General features: G+C 43.3%; 17 protein-coding genes, 1 tRNA gene and 1 pseudogene. 9 read left to right on the forward strand and 10 right to left on the reverse strand.

The genetic code is table 11. From position 1 onward, the window contains the following. The 3 genes from R3D00_11790 to R3D00_11800 form a co-directional block, all read right to left on the reverse strand. Entirely contained in the window at window positions 1-1,269 is a 1,269-nt protein-coding gene (locus R3D00_11790) for an Lrp/AsnC family transcriptional regulator (protein MEZ4773857.1), read from the reverse strand. 11 nt (window positions 1,270-1,280) lie between these two features. Continuing rightward, window positions 1,281-1,610, reverse strand: a complete 330-nt coding sequence (locus tag R3D00_11795) for a hypothetical protein (protein MEZ4773858.1) — start codon at window positions 1,608-1,610, stop codon at window positions 1,281-1,283. 95 nt (window positions 1,611-1,705) lie between these two features. Next, window positions 1,706-1,948, reverse strand: a complete 243-nt coding sequence (locus R3D00_11800) for a hypothetical protein (protein ID MEZ4773859.1) — start codon at window positions 1,946-1,948, stop codon at window positions 1,706-1,708. A gap of 115 nt (window positions 1,949-2,063) precedes the next feature. On the opposite strand from R3D00_11800, the gene R3D00_11805 reads away from it, so the two are divergent. The 4 genes and pseudogenes from R3D00_11805 to R3D00_11820 all read left to right on the forward strand — a co-directional run bounded on the left by R3D00_11805 (window position 2,064) and on the right by R3D00_11820 (window position 4,445). Beyond that, window positions 2,064-2,669, forward strand: a complete 606-nt coding sequence (locus tag R3D00_11805; protein MEZ4773860.1) for a hypothetical protein — start codon at window positions 2,064-2,066, stop codon at window positions 2,667-2,669. Between the two features lie 4 nt (window positions 2,670-2,673). After that, window positions 2,674-3,336, forward strand: a complete 663-nt coding sequence (locus R3D00_11810; GenBank protein MEZ4773861.1) for a hypothetical protein — start codon at window positions 2,674-2,676, stop codon at window positions 3,334-3,336. 79 nt (window positions 3,337-3,415) lie between these two features. Then, complete coding sequence (locus R3D00_11815) at window positions 3,416-3,622, forward strand: hypothetical protein (protein MEZ4773862.1); 207 nt, start codon at window positions 3,416-3,418, stop codon at window positions 3,620-3,622. Continuing rightward, a pseudogene (locus tag R3D00_11820) lies at window positions 3,609-4,445 on the forward strand (recombinase family protein). Before R3D00_11815 ends, R3D00_11820 begins: the two are co-directional and overlap by 14 nt. A gap of 733 nt (window positions 4,446-5,178) precedes the next feature. Here R3D00_11820 and R3D00_11825 read toward each other — a convergent pair. Together R3D00_11825 and R3D00_11830 are read right to left on the reverse strand one after the other, a co-directional pair. Further along, window positions 5,179-5,252: transfer RNA gene (locus R3D00_11825), tRNA-Arg, on the reverse strand. Continuing rightward, a complete protein-coding gene (locus R3D00_11830) occupies window positions 5,243-5,416 on the reverse strand; it encodes a hypothetical protein (GenBank protein ID MEZ4773863.1) in 174 nt (57 codons plus the stop codon). The genes R3D00_11825 and R3D00_11830 overlap by 10 nt, the downstream gene beginning before the upstream one ends. A 29-nt stretch (window positions 5,417-5,445) precedes the next feature. Here R3D00_11830 and R3D00_11835 point away from each other — a divergent pair, with 29 nt between their 5' ends. Beyond that, on the forward strand, window positions 5,446-8,037 hold the full coding sequence (locus tag R3D00_11835; protein MEZ4773864.1) for an alkaline phosphatase D family protein: 2,592 nt from the start codon (window positions 5,446-5,448) through the stop codon (window positions 8,035-8,037). Here R3D00_11835 and R3D00_11840 read toward each other — a convergent pair. Further along, complete coding sequence (locus R3D00_11840; GenBank protein MEZ4773865.1) at window positions 8,022-8,696, reverse strand: NAD(P)H-binding protein; 675 nt, start codon at window positions 8,694-8,696, stop codon at window positions 8,022-8,024. The genes R3D00_11835 and R3D00_11840 overlap by 16 nt on opposite strands. A gap of 174 nt (window positions 8,697-8,870) precedes the next feature. Between R3D00_11840 and R3D00_11845 the strand changes: the two genes are divergently transcribed. After that, window positions 8,871-9,218: a T9SS type A sorting domain-containing protein gene (locus R3D00_11845; protein MEZ4773866.1), complete on the forward strand. Its 348-nt coding sequence runs from the start codon at window positions 8,871-8,873 to the stop codon at window positions 9,216-9,218. Between the two features lie 2 nt (window positions 9,219-9,220). On the opposite strand, the gene R3D00_11850 is transcribed toward R3D00_11845, so the two are convergent. From R3D00_11850 to R3D00_11860, 3 genes are read right to left on the reverse strand one after another with little or no spacing between them, the layout of a single operon-like run. After that, complete coding sequence (locus tag R3D00_11850) at window positions 9,221-9,664, reverse strand: dihydrofolate reductase (GenBank protein ID MEZ4773867.1); 444 nt, start codon at window positions 9,662-9,664, stop codon at window positions 9,221-9,223. 34 nt (window positions 9,665-9,698) lie between these two features. Then, the gene (locus R3D00_11855) at window positions 9,699-10,298 is read right to left on the reverse strand and encodes a hypothetical protein (protein MEZ4773868.1); all 600 of its coding nucleotides are present in this window, start codon (window positions 10,296-10,298) and stop codon (window positions 9,699-9,701) included. A 34-nt stretch (window positions 10,299-10,332) separates the two neighbouring features. After that, window positions 10,333-12,330, reverse strand: coding sequence for a serine hydrolase domain-containing protein (locus R3D00_11860; protein ID MEZ4773869.1), 1,998 nt, complete (start codon window positions 12,328-12,330; stop codon window positions 10,333-10,335). Between the two features lie 209 nt (window positions 12,331-12,539). On the opposite strand from R3D00_11860, the gene R3D00_11865 reads away from it, so the two are divergent. The 3 genes from R3D00_11865 (at window position 12,540) to R3D00_11875 (ending at window position 15,796) form a co-directional block, all read left to right on the forward strand. After that, a complete protein-coding gene (locus tag R3D00_11865; GenBank protein MEZ4773870.1) occupies window positions 12,540-13,049 on the forward strand; it encodes a T9SS type A sorting domain-containing protein in 510 nt (169 codons plus the stop codon). A 131-nt stretch (window positions 13,050-13,180) separates the two neighbouring features. Then, a complete protein-coding gene (locus R3D00_11870) occupies window positions 13,181-15,085 on the forward strand; it encodes a hypothetical protein (protein MEZ4773871.1) in 1,905 nt (634 codons plus the stop codon). Window positions 15,086-15,169: 84 nt separating this feature from the next. Continuing rightward, window positions 15,170-15,796 (forward strand): hypothetical protein, encoded by a 627-nt coding sequence (locus tag R3D00_11875; protein ID MEZ4773872.1) that lies wholly within the window; start codon window positions 15,170-15,172, stop codon window positions 15,794-15,796. 81 nt (window positions 15,797-15,877) lie between these two features. Here the strand turns inward: R3D00_11875 and R3D00_11880 are convergent, their stop codons facing one another. Then, a complete protein-coding gene (locus tag R3D00_11880) occupies window positions 15,878-18,163 on the reverse strand; it encodes a T9SS type A sorting domain-containing protein (protein ID MEZ4773873.1) in 2,286 nt (761 codons plus the stop codon). Window positions 18,164-18,167 lie beyond the last annotated feature (4 nt).

Genomic DNA, 18,167 nt, shown 5'->3' on the forward strand with positions numbered 1-18,167 from the left:
CTATCTGATTTGATGAATAACTTCCGGTTTGAGTACCGCAGCATGAAATAGGTGTAATAGGGATTGGTCTCCCAGTTTTCCGATTCGTGTTTCACATTCTCGATACACCTGAAGCGAAGACTTTCGATTGGAATCCGTCTTTTTCTCGTTGTTCAGGTATTTTTTGATTTGAGCATGGAGAATGAGCTTCTTGCGGACTTCTTCTTTGCGTTCCAAGTGTTTTTGGAGCCACTTTTTGGTTCCGGTGAATCCGGAAGGGTTGTTGGTATCAAAATAGCGATATGGTAATTGCACAAAACGCTTTTCAGGATCCTTGGCAACAAAATCTCGAACGAGGTAAACCCGTTCACAATAATTCTGATGCACATTGGATAAAAACTTGTCGGAAACAGGCTCATACCACTTGACAAGCATCTCTTTGGCTTGGTTTTCCTGAAATTCGGTTAGAAAAACATCCCTGTACAAAAGGTTTTTCGCCAGTTTCCACAAGCTTTCTGCATAAAAATTAAGGGAAGTGCTGCGAGCCGAACCGTCCTGTTGTTTCCAGTTTTGTTCATTATTGGCTCGCTTTCGCACTTTTCCCCCGGTATCTTTAGAAATTTTCGCAACTTTTTCCCCGGTGTTTCCAGTTAAAATGTTTCCAGTAGGGTAACCTGCTTTACTTAAAATTTCCGTGAGCGATAGCGAACTCCGATTTCTTTGGTTGCCAGTTCTTCTCTGATCAGGAGATGAACCGATGGAGTTATCTACACCTATTAATAAATTATTTTTATTGTAACTATTGTTTCTAGTGTATGTATGAGGACAATTTGTCGTACCCTCATTTTTAATTGATTGATTTTCAAGGTCTTTTTGTTTTGCTTCCTGCAACTCCTTTTCGGCTTCCAAAAGGTCTTTTCGACACCTTGCTAACAGTATTTTAGGGTTTATCAACAACTCATATCCGCTATTACTACCACAAAATTCCTTATTGGTGATAATGCCTGCCTCTTGCAATTTGATAATGTGTCTTTGAATGGTTCTTGGGCTAACCTTTACCAAACTGGCTAGTTGAGAATTGTTTGTTTTCAAAGCCGGCAATGTCTCTGCGGTGAACTCCATAATACCATTTGCCTTAATTAAGAAAGCTCCATAAACACGAATGATTTCCTTTGCAGTAAAAAGTACTCCTGCCTTTATTTTATCAGTTAACGCCTCATTTCTATCGTTGTGGTATTCCACAAACTGATCTAAGGCTTTATAAGAGATTGAATAATTGATGACCAACATGATGATATATTTTAAATGACTTGAGCAATCGCTCGATATATTCCAAAGGGTTTTAAGTCCAGGTTTGTGGCTTGTCTAACCAACCTGAATCGTTTCACCCAAATAATTTCTTGATAGGATGTTGTAATGTCTGCTGCATCGAATTGTGCAACATAGATGCTGTGACCTTGCTTATAAAAGGGTAAGGGGTTTTTGCAAAGCATGCAGCCTACTTCTGATTGGAAACTGTGCCAATCGCCATCCTTCACGCCTTTGGGAAGACTGAATTGCAAGCCATCTTCTTCTAGTGAACGCCCTTCACTGGTCAAAACCTTGAAAAATATATTAGCAGGTCTGACCATTGTAAGAGTTTGTTTCTTGTATCTGTTCTATCAATGCCTTTATCTCTAATAGTAATGATTGATATTTACCATTTTGTATAACTTTCATAAGCAAATTAGTATTCCTTATTTAACACTTCTTCCGCATGACGTTTCAATTCAGCACGTTTTTCTTTCATTTCCTGAATGATTAACCAACCTTCTTTCCAAATTTTTTCAGCCAAATGAAGACGTATTTCTTCACCTTCCAAAAACTTATAAATTGTTGGACGTGAGATACCTGTACGACTTTTGATCAACTGAATCCCTTTGACAGGAAGCTCATTTTTAAACTCTTTTATTTCTTCTCGTGTAAACATGTTGTAAATATTTTGTAAATTTGTTTACCTTAAACAAAAATTATTACATATATTTGCGACAAAGATATACTAAAATAGTAAACTAATGCAAATAAATTTATTAAAATGGTAAACTATGGTTGATAAAGAAATCTCAAGAGAAATGCTGAACGAGCGTTATGTATCTGCAATAGAACACCTTATGCGAGCACATACGCTTAAAAATCAGCGTGAATTTTCTGCTAAGATGAAAGAGAACCCTACGGTTTTCTCTCAGATTAAGTCAGGAAACAGGAATGCTTCTCTCACTCAATTGACTAAAATTGTAAACGATTTTGACCTGAATGCAAACTATTTTCTGAAGTTTGAGAACAAGCAGGAGCCAATTGAATATTCAGAACTGAATATTAATCCTACGATTACTGGAGATAATCAGGATGTAATGGTTGGTAAGATCGTCTCCAAAAATGATGGGGTTGTTCACGGAGATTTCTACAATGTAGAAAAACTGATTAATCAGGCTCCGCCCGAACTGAGAGAGCATATACGACAACTCCAGAAAAAGTATGAACTGCTCGAAAAAGAAAATAGCAGATTCAAGGACGAAGTCAGTGAATTAAAAAAAATAATCACAAATATGACCTCGCAGCTCAATGATGCACATGCTCAAATCAAAGAAAAGGACGAGCGTTTGTATCAGGCACAATGCGAACTGATTGAAGTGTACAAGAAGAAAAAGTAGCTTTATGAAGAGCAATAACAGTATAACAGCCAACCAAGCTCCTCTGGAGCAATTGCTTTTTTGTTTACGAAACAAAGAAGTGGACTGTGTTTTATTGTCTTCTGATCAAAATGTAAGCCTTTCATTTATCAATGGTATTAATAAAGCAATCCAGTATCAGGCAAGCGAATTTCAATTAAGCGAAGCTTCCGTTCAGGAATTATCATCATCGCTTAACGAACAGACTAACAAAAATGGTATATGGCTTAGTTATTTAGAACGTCAAGTATTAGATATACTGGTTAGCGAAAAGACTGTTCTACTTGTTTTTAACAAGAATGGGAAATTGTTAAATGAATTAAAGGGAGTGGGATGTTTTGTTATCCATCTTGCTGAATTAATAAAGGAAGCTTTTCCGGGAATATACCATTTGGCAAAGGAATTGAATCTGATAGCATTAGAGCAAAAAGAATCAAAAGCACTTGATTTTATTCAGAACAAAAACTACCATAGCGTTAAAATAATCAAACGCAAAGGTCAGCTCGACAGAGTGGAGTGCGAAGAAAAAATGCCCATTAACAAAAGGGTGATTGATATTATGAGAGATGCAGCCTTTCAAAGTATTTCCATTAACCAGGAAGACGGCAAGGCGGTACACATTAATAGAGTAGTAAAACAGAAATTATGAAAGCTTTGAGAAATATTCAGGCTACATCACAAATACTGGTCTTATCAAAAGATTTGAGGGATTGGCGAAGTGAAGGAAAATGCGATCAACAAAATATGAATCTCATGCAGAGACGTATCAGAAAATTCTAAAAGCAGAAAAAATGACACCGGAAAGACTAAAAACATTTCCGGGATTTGAAGAAATTGAAGAAGATGAAGCAAAACATGTTATTGAAACACTTGAATGTTTTTGCGGAATTATTGTAAAACATATATCGAAAAAAGAAAAAGATGAAGAACCTTGATATTTTTAAGCCATTTGCGAAGGAATCGAAAGCACAGTCGATTAATATTGATGGGAAAGCGGTAATCTACACTAGGGTATCAACCAAAGAGCAGGCAGAAAACAATGCCAGTTTAGAAACTCAAAAGAAATATTGCCTAGAATTCGCAAAGCGGAAAAATATTGAAGTTATTGAGTACTTCGGTGGGACATACGAATCTGCCAAAAGTGACGAAAGAAAGCAATTTCAAAAGATGCTGACTTTCGTAAAAAGAAGGAAAGACATATCATACATCATCGTATATTCTTACGATAGATTTTCAAGAACAGGGGCAAATGGAGCCTATATCAGCGATCAATTAAAACAACAAGGTATTGTAACATTTTCTGCCACACAGGAAGTTGATACCATGACCGCAGCAGGTTCTTTTCAGCAAAACCTATATTATATGTTCAGTCAATTCGATAATGAATTGAGAAGAGACAAGTCAGTGTCAGGGATGCGAGAAAAGCTGAGAAAAGGATATTGGATTGGAACCATTCCATTTGGCTATACCAACCTTAATCCGGGCAAAGGAAAAGAACAAGACATTGTTATCAATGAAGAAGGAGAATTGTTAAGACATGCCTTTATATGGAAGGCAAACGAAGACATAACCCACAATGAAATCTCGGACCGATTAGCAAAGAAGGGATTAAAAGTTACGGCTAAGAAATTGAGCGATTTATTTAGAAATCCATTCTATTGTGGTTTAGTCGTAAGCTCTCACATTCCCGGAGAAGTAGTAGAGGGAAAACATGAGGGTTTGGTATCAAAAGAAATATTCCTGAAGATTCACAAACTGTTAAATAAGCGTGGATACGGAGAAAAACGAAATACGGATTGTGAACACCTTCCTTTAAAGCAATTCGTTCGTTCAGCAGATTGCGACACACCTTACACAGGCTATTTGGTTAGAAAGAAAGGTTTATACTACTACAAGAACAACCGTATCGGAGCAAAAGAAAATAGAAGTGCCAAAGTGATGCACGAGAAGTTTACAGATCTTTTGAAGAACTATCAAATTCATGATAAGAAATACATCGCCCCGATGAAGGAGGTCATGTATTATACTTTCAAGGCTGAACATGAAGCTAAAATTCAAGAGACCGCAATACAGCAAAAACAAATTTTAGAATTTACAACCAAGCTAGAAAGATTGGAAGAGCGATACGTTTTTGAGGAAATCTCACAAGGTCAATACGAGAAGTTCAAGCAAAAGCTAGAAGCCGAGAAGTATGAAATTGAGGAAAGTTTGTATAGCAACGGTTTTAATTTATCGAACCTTGAAAAAGCTATTGATTTATCATTGAAATATTCCCTAAAACTCCCTGAATTGTGGGGTTCTGGCAATTTGGAGGTAAAGAGAAGCATTCAAAAAATGGTGTTTCCGGACGGGATTCTGTATGACTTCAAAAATGACGATTATCGAACCACAAGAATAAATTCAATTTTCAGCGTAATCCCTTCATTATCAGTAAAAAATAAGCATAAAAAAAACGGGAATAATACAGATTTCTCTGATTATTCCCGTTTAGTACCTACGGCAGGATTCGAACCTGCGACCTTCGGTTCCGGAGACCGACGCTCTAATCCCCTGAGCTACGTAGGCATTTTCAGGGTGTAAAGGTAATACAAAGTCCCTGCCAAGGCAATCTTTTTTATTTTTTGTTGAGAAAATCTGGCATTCTTGGCATCTTCGCTAAAAGAAAATTTACCCCAATACTGAGGATGCCTGCCTGATAATGGATAAAATTGCCCGATATTTTTACCCATAAACCAGGTTTTATTCTGATTTTGCCTATATGAATCAATTTTTCCGCTTCACACTTTTGGGTGTCTTTGCCTTGCAATTATTTGCCTGCCGCTCAAATGACCCTCAAATTCCTTCTTTTTCCAGTTTGTGGCCCAAAACACAAAGGACATTTCTCGGCCCTGACTACTGGGCCAACCGCTTACAGGACTGGCAGATCAACAATGGAAGGATCGAATGCCTGGTAAGCAGTCCTAACCGGAATGTTTATCTGTTGACCCGGGAACTGAAACCTGACACGGCGGTCTCAGAAATGCGGATTCGCGTGGGTTTTCTAAATTCTTTGGAAAATCCTTCCGGCGAAAATTGGGTAGGGTTTCGGCTGGGTATAAAAGGCAAGTTTGACGATTATCGCGATAATGCGGTCTATGGTACAGGACTGAATATGGGAGTGACAACGCGGGGCGAACTATTTATCGGAGAGCCATCAACTGCTACGGCATCTTCACCGCTGGATTATATGAATGAACTGGAAATCGGGGTAAAACTCAAGCCCGATTCCGGGGGATACCGCGCCATATTTACCGTTTACAATCCCCAGACGGGCAAAATCTGGGAGTCGGTGGAAAAAGACAGTATTGACAAAAATATTCTTTCCGGAGGACTGGCATTGGTCAGTCATTTTGAGGGAATTGCAGACGGCCTGACGCGCCCGAGTGTATGGTTTAAGGACTGGCAGGTTTCTGGAAATGAACTATTGGACCTCCCGCAAAATGCCTACGGCCCGATTATGTTTTCCCATTATACCCTGAGCAAAAATATCATGAAAATGACAGCACAAATGGCCCCTGTCGGAAAAAACGACGATGGGGTCGTGCATCTGGAAGTAAGGGTAGGGGAGGAATGGAAAGCGCTGGCAGAAGCCGCTATTGATCCCATGGCGAGGACGGCAACTTTTCGGGTAGATGAGTGGACGAGTGAGGCCGATATTCCATACAGACTGCGTTATCACCTGCTGACGGGTGATGGTGTCAAAACACCTTTTTACCACGAGGGAACGGTTCGCAAAGACCCTGTGGATGCTGAAACACTCGTTGTCGCAGGGTTTACCGGCAATAATGACCTGGGTTTTCCCAACAAAGACCTGACCGACAATGTATTGCTGCAAAACCCAGATTTTCTGTTTTTTTCCGGTGATCAGATTTATGAGGGAGTAGGAGGATATGGTGTTCAGCGATTTCCATTGGAAAAAGCTACGCTGGACTACCTGCGCAAGTGGTATATATTTGGCTGGACTTATCGAGACCTGCTCAAAGACCGTCCTTCCGTCTGCATGCCTGATGATCACGATGTCTATCATGGCAATATCTGGGGAGCAGGAGGCAAAGCGACCGGGGACGAAGGAAACGACTTTGACAAGCAGGACAGAGGCGGGTATAAAATGCCTGCAGAATGGGTGAAAATGGTGGAAAGAACGCAAACCGCGCATTTGCCCGACCCTTACGATCCTACACCTGTTGAGCAGGGAATTGGCGTGTATTATACCTCGATGGTGTATGGCGGTGTGAGTTTTGCGATTATTGAAGACCGCAAGTTTAAATCCGCACCCAAAGCCCTTTTACCCGAAGCAGAGATCAACAACGGCTGGGCACAAAACCGCAGCTTTGATGCGAAAACCCAAAGCGATGTGCCGGAAGCCAGTCTTCTGGGGCAGCGGCAGCTCGATTTTCTGGAAGCATGGACCGCCGATTGGTCGGGAGGCGCAAAGATGAAATGTGTACTTTCTCAGACCATATTTGCGAATGTTGCCACATTGCCGGAGGAAGAATACCACGACAATGTAGTACCTCGTTTGCGGATTCTGGAACCCGGTGCTTACGCACCCAACGATCGGGCCGTATCTGATATGGATTCCAATGGATGGCCACAGACGGGCCGGAACAAGGCCTTGCGGGTTATTCGCAAAGGTTTTGCTTTTCATCTTGCTGGCGACCAGCATCTGGGAAGTACTATTCAATACGGTGTAGATGAATGGGGGGATGGACCGTATGCCCTTTGTGTGCCTTCTGTTTCCAACGTCTGGCCCAGAAGGTGGTATCCGCAAGAAGGCGGAAAGAACCGAAAGCCAGATGCTCCCAAATATACCGGTGATTTTGAAGATGGCTTTGGTAATAAAATGACGGTGTTTGCCGTCTCTAATCCGGTATTTACGGGCCGCGAACCATCCAATCTTTACGACAGAGCCACGGGCTATGGCATTTTGCGGTTTCAAAAACCCCATCGTAAGATTACCATTGAGTGCTGGCCCCGCGATATAAATCCTACGGAAGCCGGTGCAAAAGAATACGAAGGTTGGCCCATTACGATTCATCAGCTGGATAACTACAGCAGAAAAGCCGCAGCATGGTTGCCAACGGTGAAGGTAAGTGGAATGTTTGAGCCAGTCGTGCAGGTAATCAAAGAAAGTACTGGCGAAGTTGTCTACACATTGCGTATTCAGGGCAATACATTTGAGCCCATGGTGTTTGAATCAGGCCGTTATACCCTTCGGGTCGGAGAGCCGGGAACAGCGAAGCTGAAGGTATTCAACGGCGTGGAGGCGTTGTCTGAAAAGGGAAAAACATCCATTCAGGCAGCGTTCTGATTGTCTCCGAGCTTGTGGAGTTCGTCAGAACTAAAAATCACCTGATTTTGAGGTGAATTGGCGATGGCAATCATAGCTTTGGCGACAGTTTTGCCGGCAATCGCACGGTATTGACGGGCGGGCCCTATCATCAATGGAGAGAAGATATTCATCATAAGTTTGCCAATATCTTCTCCCAATCTTTGCTCTTCCCTTTCTCCCAAAAGTAAAGATGGGCGGAGAATGGCTACCTGCTCAAAAGGATATTTCTGTACTTCTGCCTCAATTTGTCCCTTTACCCGGTTGTAAAAGAAAAAAGACTTCGAATCTGCGCCCATAGCAGTTACAATCAGAAACTTGCCTACTTTATTTTTACTGGCTGCTGCGGCCAGGTATGTGGGAATCTCATAATCCACAAACAGAAAGTCTTCCCTGGAACCTGCTTTCCGTATTGTCGTACCAAGCGAACAATATAACTCATCTCCTTTTATCAGATGGCGAAAAGATTCCGGTTTTTTGAAATCCACTACATGTACAACTACTTTATCAGAAGGAGATTTCATGGCTCTCCTTGAAAAAATATGCAGGGTTTCGTAGCGGTCGTCCTGAATCAATTCCCGCAGTAAATGGCCGCCAATCAATCCGGTTGCACCAAAAATCATCGCTATTTTTCCACTCATTGATAAAATTTTTAAAATTCGGTACGCATCTTGCAATAAAAGAAAATCGGGGCGCTCAAACACGATTTTTCCCCATTCAGACACGAATATTAATAATTCGAAAAAAAGAAGTAACCAAAATAGATAAAATACGGTAAAAGCTTAGTAAGTTACATACTGAAACGGACCAGATCGATGAAATTAAAATCTTTACTTTTCGCCTTAGTATTTTCTCTCTCTCTGCCTGCTTTCGCAGCTGACCAACCTACCCATTCTACGGTAGTAGAGTTTTCCGGCTGGCAGATTGAAACATCCATATATCCCAATCCTTCTACCGGAAGGTTCCATCTGAATATTAAGTCTGATAATTACGATACCTACCAGGTAAAAGTGGTAAATCTCATCGGCAAGACGCTGATTCAAAAGGAGGTTGAGTCCAATTTTGAAACAGAATTTGATCTTACTGCTTATCCCAAAGGTGTTTACTTCGTACAAATACAGCTTGATCAACGCCAGATCATTAAGCGGATCGTGGTTCAGTAAGTTTATTCTTTCCTTCGGTAAGTAACAATTTCATAGTTCGGGTAACGGTCTGTGGCAATTATATTCCAGTTGTTTAGATCAAATTCAGGAAAGTAAGCGATACCCGTATATTCTCCTTCGATATAGGTAAGATACATCATATCTACCCTTCCAATCGTTTGCGCATAAATCTTCGCTCCGCCGGCAATGTAAATATCCTCGGCATAACTCTCTGCCAGCGCAAGGGCATCATCAATGGTTTTACATACCGTATAATTTTCACCGGAAGGGAAGTCCCTGCTGATTACAATCGTATGTTTGCTTGTCAGGTCAGCACCTACCAGCTCAAAGGTAGAGCGACCCATAAGCACGGTCTTCCCACTGACCCTGGACAAATACAAATTATACTCCTCCGGTATATGCCAGGGCAAACCGTCTTCCGTACCAATCAATCTGTCCCTGGACATAGCCGCAATGATTATTTTTAACGGCATGGGACTATCAGGAGAAAAACTTCTTCATGGCGCCTTTAAACTGATCGAAAGCTTCTGAAACCTCGTCGGTAAACTCATCCCAGGTTTCTTCAGCGGCTTCCTTTTTTTCGTCAATTTTGGCCCTGATTGTCGCGAGTGTGGCGGTTAATTCTTCCTGTTTTTCCTTCAGTTCTTCTTTTGCATCAGCTTTTCCCAGCGCAAATTGAAGGTGGAAAAGATCCATTTTAGTTTTAAACTGTTCCAGCTTGCCAGAGAGGTTGCCGGACAATTCCTGCTTTTTATCTCCTAAAGAAGACATATACGTCTCGTATTCATCTTTTGCCTCCTGTATGGATTCTGTGAGCCGCTTTTTCTGTTCTTCATAAGCTTCCAAAGATTCTGCTTTTCCCAAAGCGAGTTGAACCTGAAGGGCTTCAAGTTTGCCGCGAAGTTTTTGCACATGGTCGTTGGAAGCCATTTCGCTGATTTTGGCTTTTGACTCATTGACAAACTCGGTAAAGGCTGCTTTTTGTTTTTCGTAAGCGGCAACTATCTCTTCTTCACCCAGTGAAATCTGTAATTCGAGGTCGTCGAGTTCTTTACTCCAGTCTTCCAGAAATTGGTTCATCAGTTAATATTTTAGGTTGTTGGGTTAAAGATAATTAAAAATTCCAGGCCAGGAGGTTTACGTAGTTCAAAATTATGAGAAAGATAACTCCGGCAATTGCAGTTAACATATACTGCAACCTGGTACCAGCATTCCAGTATCGTTTGCTGAAAGAGATCGGGATAAATATGAGCATAATGATGGTAAGGATTCCCCCGATCAGTGGAAGCGTCTGAAGATAGGGAAGGGCAGGCGGAATCTCAAAGGCAAAACTTTCGAAAAAATCTCCCGAAAGCATGACAAATCCCACTCCAAAAAGAATATAAGCCAGGCTGCTAAATCTTCCGGCCAGTAATGCGGTATGTTGCATTCCTGTGCGGGTTTTTCCGCCGGAGACTTTTCTTACCTGGTGTGCGTACATCGAAACCGGCCAAAGTATAATCATCAGTAAAAATAATACACCACAAATGCTCAGAAGGGTGATCAGCAGGCGCGGAGATTCGTACCATGAAAGCCGGTCGAAACCCATGATTGGCATTTCTGAGGAAAATGCGTGCGTCACGTTTTCGTTGGCATCTTCTTTAAAGACCATTCGCTCCTCTCCGTCTTCTGCTTTAAAGCCATTTTTACCATCAGAAAGAAAAGTTTTTTTCTCCTGCATATACGGGCCAATTTCCAATTTTCCTCCTTCTCCGGCCTTTACCTGCAAGACAGATAAAACGCCAAACACTTTTTCATAGGAGGAATAAACCATTCGGTTGGACCTGTAGAAACCCTCGTATTTTTCCACCCCTTCACCTGAGGTAGCTGACGGCCCGGCTTCTGGTTCTGCGGGAAAATACCGGTCAACAAAAGCCCTGATAACGGGTTTTCTGGCTTCAGGGCCATTTTCGCTATTAAATGAGAGAAAGATTCCGGTTTGTTTCTCAGGAATCAGTAAAAGTTGGGAATGGAAATAACGCGTGTCTCCTCCATGGCCAATCATTTTTAGCCCGTTTTGGCGAATTTCATAGAAGCCCAGGCATATACCGGGAATCGAAGCTTCATTGGAAAACTGGCGCCGGTGCATTTCGGCCATTGTCTGCTGGCTCAGGATGTCAGATGAGTCTGCGGGAGTATTTGCATTTTTCAGATGGGCCATCATAAACTTAGCCATATCATCGGCACTGGACGCGAGAATGCCGGCAGGACCCAACTGGATATATTCGGCATCTCCCAGCACAAATTTTTCACCGGAATAGGAATAACCCTGAGAAAGCCATTTTCGCAGTGAATCGGGTTGGGGTTGGCGGAATGTGCTGTGGCTCATCTCCAATGGCTGGAAAATATGTTTCTCAACATAGGTTTCAAACGGCATACCTGACACTTTCTCAACGATATAACCAGCCAACGCAGCTCCGTAATTGGAGTAGGAGGTTACCTCTCCGGGAGGCCTGACCCGCTTCGGCATGTTTTTTTCCAGAAATTCGCCCAAAGGCTTGACATCTTCCGGGGTGCGTGCAAAAATCCGGAACATATCTTCAAAACCCGCAGTATGGGTCAGCAGATGGCGAAGTGTGACGGGCTCTTCATAGGTATCGGGAATCTTAAAATCGGAAAGGTATTCGTTTACATTTTTGTCAAGATCGAGCGAACCTTTTTCCACCAGTTGCATCACAGCAGTCCATGTGAAAAGCTTGGAGACAGATCCTGTTAAAAATAAAGACTTCCCGGGATCGACTTTTTCTTTATTCGGGACATTGGTATAACCATAACCCTTGGAGAAAAACAGTTTGCCATCTTTGACAATAGAAACAGTTGCACCGGCAATGTGACTGGATTCCAGATATGCAGGCACCAGCCCGTCGAAGAAAGCTTCGGTATTTTCCTTACTCCAGATACCATTGGTGTCGGGAAGCAATACCGGTACTACCCTCAAAGAAACTGAGTCCAGAAAAACGGCTCCGGAATCTTCTGGCTTTTCTGTGGGCTGTTGGGCGATAGTTGCAGAAGCCCATAAAAACAGAAAGGAAAAGATCAGGCGTGGAAGAACATTTGTAAACAGGGGCATCATAATTTATCAGGTGATTTAGGTCGTTGTTCCTATTAATATAGGTTTTACGGGAAAATTAGGCAAACAATATGACAGGAAGGAACAAATTTATTGATTTGTATGTTCACCCTGTGATTAAGGCTTGGGTAAAGATCTGACTTGTTGGTAAAGGTTTGGAAAATAGCGTTAACTTTTTGGTGAATCACTAAAAATTTTTGAAATTACATAGTATGAAAACATTGCTAATCCTCTTGTTTGGTTGTTTGACAGGGTATTTAACCTATGCACAAATTGTGGTCGATCGTCAGGTCATCGGCAGCTCCGGCAATTATAGCACTGCCGGGAATCTGCTGATTTCCTCTAATGTAGGAGAATCTGCTACAATCACAGCAACTACGGGTTCTTTTTCCTTTACTCAGGGCTTTGAGCAACCTGACAATGGCGGCAGTGTGGGAATCGCAGACGATCTTCGGGTATTGGTTGATTACTCATTTTTTCCAAACCCTACGGATGAGGTGCTATATATAGAGATGAATACAACGAGTCCTGTGAAAATTTTTATGGAGGTGTATGATGCTACAGGCAGACTTACCCCGGTCAGGATTGAACCTGTGTGGGTAAATGGCCCTATAAATACACAGGCTGATCTCTCTATGTTGGCTGATGGTTTTTATCAGCTACTCCTGAAAAATGCATCCGGGCAACCTTTGCATTCTGCGAAAATTCGCAAAGTCCATTAAACACGTTTTTCTACTAAACCTACACGATAAGCAGATATAGCGCTGCGAATATTAGTTTGCGCTAACATTGTCAGATTGGGTTGGGTAATATTTGGGAAACACCCATCGCCTAAACCGCTAATTCAATGTTTATGCGTAACCTTATTTTACCCATTTTTTGTATTCTTTTTACCGCTGTTACGGGTTGTAACTCCATAAGATACTCGTCCCATGACCAGTACGCAGCCTATCGGGGAGACAGTCGTAACGAAATGTCTCCCATCCAGACCAATCAGTCTGGAAAAGTTCAGATCGCTCTGATTCTTGATACAAGCTGGAGCATGGAGACCGTGCTTGAATATACCAAAGGCACATTTTGGATATTTGTAGATGAGATTCTTCGTCAGAATGATCAATACTATACGCCGGAACTCGAATTTGCCCTATATGAATATGGCAACCCCACCCTGAAGCGGAAGACACAGTTTATCAGACAGGTCGTTCCCTTCACGTCAGATTTGGATAAAATCTCCGAAGAATTGTATTATTTGAGTGTAAATCACTCGATACGGGGGAAATCCTTTAGTGGTGCTGCTTTACTCCGCGCTACAGACGAACTAAACTGGAGTGAAAAGCCTGGCGATCAGAAGATGATGATTATCGCCGGGAACGAAAATTTTCGCAAAGGCCCCGTGGATTATCAGCGCGCAATTGCGTTAGCGCGAAGGAAGGGAATCATCGTCAATACGGTTTTTGCGGGAGATTACCGAAAGGGAATACAACTCTGGTGGCAGGATGCAGCATTTCTGGGGAATGGGATGTATCGCAATGTTGAGACCTCGATTCCACTGGAAAAATATTATTACCCTACTGTTTTTGACGCGCAGATCTGCTATTTCAACACTCAGCTGAATTATACCTATTTGCCTTATGGAAGCCAGGGCAATTATTCCTGGAACCGCTGTTTGGAGCAGGACAAGTTTGCCTTGCGTTTTGGCGAGGCCTATGAGAGCATTCGGGCACTGGCCAAATGTCGCCCCGGATATCGGGTTCCCGGATGGGATTTGATTGATGCGATTGATACCCGACAGATAAAGCTCGAAGAAATTGCCGAAGCTGACTTACCTGAAGTATTGAAAAATATCAGCCGGGAGGAACAATTAGCCTATCTCGAAAGGATGCGTAAAAGCAGGGATGAGATAAAATTGCGGATTTTAGGTCTTCAGGTTCAAAAGGAGGCAGAAATACGTAAACAAGGAAGAGGTATTTATGGAATTACAGAAATACCTTTTCAGGCAGTGGTGAAAAACATCAGACCTGCCGAAACATTTCCAGGGACAAAGGGCAAGCAGTTTGATTCCCCGTCGCCGCGTGAGATAAACCGGCCAGAGATACCACAGCAGCCAATTCCACCTGCCATCCGCCAACAAGAAATCAGAGAACAATCCCCGCAGATTCAGTCTGAAACGGAAGTGCGTCTCCAGGTTGAGAATCAGTCTCGTGAGCAGGAAATCATGCAAAGAGCTGATCTTGAAAAACGGCAACAGGAAGCGAGAGATCGCGCGGCACAGATTCAGCGGGAAGCGGAAGTGCGTCGCCAGGCAGAGATTCAATCAGATGAACAACAGGAAGCCCGGCAGCGCGCAGAGCAGGCACAACGTGAACAGGAAGCCCGGCAGCGCACAGAGCAGGCACAACGTGAACAGGAAGCCCGGCAGCGCACAGAGCAGGCACAACGTGAACAGGAAGCCCGGCAGCGCACAGAACAGGCACAACGTGAACAGGAAGCCCGGCAGCGCGCAGAGCAGGCACAACGTGAACAGGAAGCCCGGCAGCGTGCAGAGCAGGCACAACGTGAACAGGAAGCCCGGCAGCGCGCAGAGCAGGCACAACGTGAACAGGAAGCCCGGCAGCGTGCAGAACAGGCACAACGGGAACAGGAAGCCCGGCAGCGTGCAGAGCAGGCACAACGGGAACAGGAAGCCGCCCGGCAGCGCGCAGAGCAGGCCCGGCAAATGCAGATTCAAAACAACAATACAGGAATAAAAATAGAATAATGATTTTTTTTTGGCGTGATCGTTGCAGGAATTCGTTATTGGATATAAAGTGTCTGAAAAATATCCAAAATCAAATTTCGATTTATGAAAATACTCAAATTATTGCTGTTCCCCTTCTTTGTATTATGGATGGTAAATGTTTCCGGTCAGACAACTTCCCGGTCTGAGCAGGCATTGTATGATTTGATGGATTCCGGTTTTTTGAAAACGTATAAAGATTACCGATATGAAGTGGAGAAACAAATCGCAGTCATAAAGGCAAAACAAAGAGACTATGAGCCGGAGGAGATCGCTGAGATGCGGATGACGTATCTTCGAACCAGTGAAGCTTTTGAGGATTTTATTTACGTTACCCGTAATGATTTTCTCGATAAAAAGACCCGCAAACTGATAAGAAAAGATACCGAGGAATATGTGCGGATACGACTGGAGAAGCTAAACGAAATTTATGTTGAATACTATATTGGGAAATTTATGCCAGTATATACTTCCATAAATATCGACGAAAGCAGTATGATCGCAGAAGGAGGCCATAGGACAAGTATTCCCCCGGCCGTACCTATTTCGCTCATTGTGCCCGTTGCAAAAGCGACGATAGAACTGCTGGATTTTCTCGATAGCCGCAATGACAAAGACATTGCTTACCTGAAAGATTTACTCGATAAAGAGTGGGTACGCCCTAACCGGTTCAGGGATTGGGAAGAGATTTAGTGCTGTTATAATGAAACCCGCGCAAAAAAAAAAGAGGTTGTCTCCGTAAGAAGACAACCTCTTTCTTATTTATTCAACTGATTACTTGAGGATCAGGCGTTTGAAGGTAGTACCCTGTGAGGTAGTAACCATCAGCATATAGACGCCATTGCTCATATTGCTCATATTCAGTGTTTCGCGGAAGTTCACCACTTTTTTGTGGTTAGTTTCCATGATGACGCGGCCATTGAGATCAACGACAGTCATGTTGACATCGTCAGCTTTGCCAAGACCAATATTGAGGTTAAACACATCAGAAGACGGGTTTGGATAAACCTCAAAGTTTGTGATACCTGCAGCCAGATCATCTTCGATGCTGGTTTGATCCAGTACATCAACAGACTTGGTAACAGAACAGCTATTGTCGTCGGTAACAGTTACGGTATAAGTACCTGGCTGAAGGCCTGCAACAGTAGCGGTAGTTGAGTTTGCCGGATCATCCCATTGGTAAACAAGCGTGCCTCTGCCACCTGTAACAGTTGCACTGACAGAACCTTGTGTGCTGGTAGAAGTGTTGAGGTTTACCGCAGCAAGCGCTACATCAAAGTTGCGACATGAAGCGATGACAGGTCGGATGAAACGTGCGGTCTGGATACCACTGGCAGTCCATGCCGGAGCAGCTACATTGGTAGTAAAGTAGTTGACACTCGGAGTGAAATAGTTGAAAGACTGTTTCAGGTTGATGGTAGTATTCGCACCTTCATAAACCCCTAAAGCCCATGTATCACCTGCGTTGACAGGAAGTTCGGTCTTAAGTTTCATGAAGTATTTGTCCTGCGCTGCGTTGATGATAACTGTATCGGTATAAAGCAGTGCACCACCGGAAGGTTGACCCTGACTGGTGAATACAAGAACACCATAAGTGGTATCGCCTGCAACAGGTAATGCCAGCTCGATCTCAACACCCTGAAGGTAAACTTTGTTGTTGAACTGGTGAACAACTGCGGCATAACCACGTGCTGTAGCTGAAACGGCATAACCATTTCCACCTGCATGAACCCCGTCATCACGGGCCAATACGGAGTCAGATATGGCAAACGGAAGGCTGAAATCGTTGTTGTCTGATACTTCATCTACCTGTGTACCCGTCGAAACGACTGCTGTGGCGAGATACGTTCCTTGGGCGGAAGGCGTAAACGGACCAAAGGTAAAAGTAGAAGAACCCAGGTTTGCGAGGTTGCTTATTGTTGCCGTATCAGCATAAACAGAAGAACCACCGGTGGTTACATTCAGGATAACCTGCGTATTTATCAGTGTCTGTTGTCCGAGGTTGGTTACAGAACCGGCCCAGGTCATCGGACTTATCAAGCGGTCAGGGATCTGACCCAATGCAGGAGTAGGCAACAAGTAATCCAGTGAGGCATCTACCTGGATAGGTACGAAGTTCAATTCATAGCCAAACAAACGGTCTGGTCCGGCTTGCAATATACCACCGAGGGTAGTTTTGCCTGGAACAATACCTTTAGCTATAAACAGGCCACCTGCGAGTCCACCTGCACCGCCCAGATCGGTATCTACGTCAAAGCTTACTCCCGTTTGTGTACCTGCGGGAAGTTTTAGCTGCGCGATTTCGGCAGCAGAGGAAGTACCTCCCTGATGGTAAACCCAGAGGTATGGACCACCCTGACTAAAGTTGTCGACAGCAGCACCATACATACCGCCAAGACCATGCACAGAAGCAGGAATGCTGTTCAATACTTGTCCGCTACGGCTGATGAGGGTAATATCGGTATTGAAATTTCCTACCCAGAAACCACCGTTGCCAGCATTTGCGGTAGAATCATAAGTGATAAAACGAATATTACCGGCGAGAGGTGCGGTAAATGTGTTGCTAATCGTGCGGGTTGCAGGATCAATTTCATAAACGGTAGTAGTATTGTTACCAATATAGATTTTGGTGCCATCAGTAGTCATGGCACGGGTGCCAGCTAATGTCGCTCCTCCATTTGGAATGCTAAACGTGTCGATAACAGAACCTGTAGCATTTAGTCTGTACAAGGTATCAACAGACCATCTGGCTACCCAAAACTCTGTACCGAGGAAAACTGCACCTGCCAGCCCTGCTGTACCTGTGCTGTCTGAAGCACTATAGTTAAATTGGGTGTCCCACATAGCCTCGATTGCAGGGTTAAAATTGCCTGGCTGCTCGATGGTGGTTCCCTGAGAAGCCGCATCCTCTGTGGTCGGAGCGGTAATTGTTGTGTTGGAAGAAGATTGAATCCCGGGTGCTTTTTCAGCTGTCTGGGCAAATCCTTTTCCGGAAATAAGGAAGATTGCGATAGTTGCAAGGCATATTCTTCCAATAATTCGGGTAAAATGTAACTTCATTTTG

It is taken from the genome of Bacteroidia bacterium (genome assembly GCA_041391665.1).
Classification (GTDB): domain Bacteria; phylum Bacteroidota; class Bacteroidia; order J057; family J057; genus JAGQVA01.

What these genes read in the sequence shown, in the direction of transcription:
- R3D00_11880 (MEZ4773873.1), bottom strand. Translation starts at nt 18,163, where the DNA reads ATGAAGTTACATTTTACCCGAATTATTGGAAGAATATGCCTTGCAACT.
- R3D00_11845 (MEZ4773866.1), top strand. Translation starts at nt 8,871, where the DNA reads ATGAAATTAAAATCTTTACTTTTCGCCTTAGTATTTTCTCTCTCTCTG.
- R3D00_11855 (MEZ4773868.1), bottom strand. Translation starts at nt 10,298, where the DNA reads ATGAACCAATTTCTGGAAGACTGGAGTAAAGAACTCGACGACCTCGAA.
- R3D00_11805 (MEZ4773860.1), top strand. Translation starts at nt 2,064, where the DNA reads ATGGTTGATAAAGAAATCTCAAGAGAAATGCTGAACGAGCGTTATGTA.
- R3D00_11800 (MEZ4773859.1), bottom strand. Translation starts at nt 1,948, where the DNA reads ATGTTTACACGAGAAGAAATAAAAGAGTTTAAAAATGAGCTTCCTGTC.
- R3D00_11875 (MEZ4773872.1), top strand. Translation starts at nt 15,170, where the DNA reads ATGAAAATACTCAAATTATTGCTGTTCCCCTTCTTTGTATTATGGATG.
- R3D00_11835 (MEZ4773864.1), top strand. Translation starts at nt 5,446, where the DNA reads ATGAATCAATTTTTCCGCTTCACACTTTTGGGTGTCTTTGCCTTGCAA.
- R3D00_11815 (MEZ4773862.1), top strand. Translation starts at nt 3,416, where the DNA reads ATGCGATCAACAAAATATGAATCTCATGCAGAGACGTATCAGAAAATT.
- R3D00_11860 (MEZ4773869.1), bottom strand. Translation starts at nt 12,330, where the DNA reads ATGATGCCCCTGTTTACAAATGTTCTTCCACGCCTGATCTTTTCCTTT.
- R3D00_11790 (MEZ4773857.1), bottom strand. Translation starts at nt 1,269, where the DNA reads ATGTTGGTCATCAATTATTCAATCTCTTATAAAGCCTTAGATCAGTTT.
- R3D00_11870 (MEZ4773871.1), top strand. Translation starts at nt 13,181, where the DNA reads ATGCGTAACCTTATTTTACCCATTTTTTGTATTCTTTTTACCGCTGTT.
- R3D00_11850 (MEZ4773867.1), bottom strand. Translation starts at nt 9,664, where the DNA reads ATGTCCAGGGACAGATTGATTGGTACGGAAGACGGTTTGCCCTGGCAT.
- R3D00_11810 (MEZ4773861.1), top strand. Translation starts at nt 2,674, where the DNA reads ATGAAGAGCAATAACAGTATAACAGCCAACCAAGCTCCTCTGGAGCAA.
- R3D00_11795 (MEZ4773858.1), bottom strand. Translation starts at nt 1,610, where the DNA reads ATGGTCAGACCTGCTAATATATTTTTCAAGGTTTTGACCAGTGAAGGG.
- R3D00_11840 (MEZ4773865.1), bottom strand. Translation starts at nt 8,696, where the DNA reads ATGAGTGGAAAAATAGCGATGATTTTTGGTGCAACCGGATTGATTGGC.
- R3D00_11830 (MEZ4773863.1), bottom strand. Translation starts at nt 5,416, where the DNA reads ATGGGTAAAAATATCGGGCAATTTTATCCATTATCAGGCAGGCATCCT.
- R3D00_11865 (MEZ4773870.1), top strand. Translation starts at nt 12,540, where the DNA reads ATGAAAACATTGCTAATCCTCTTGTTTGGTTGTTTGACAGGGTATTTA.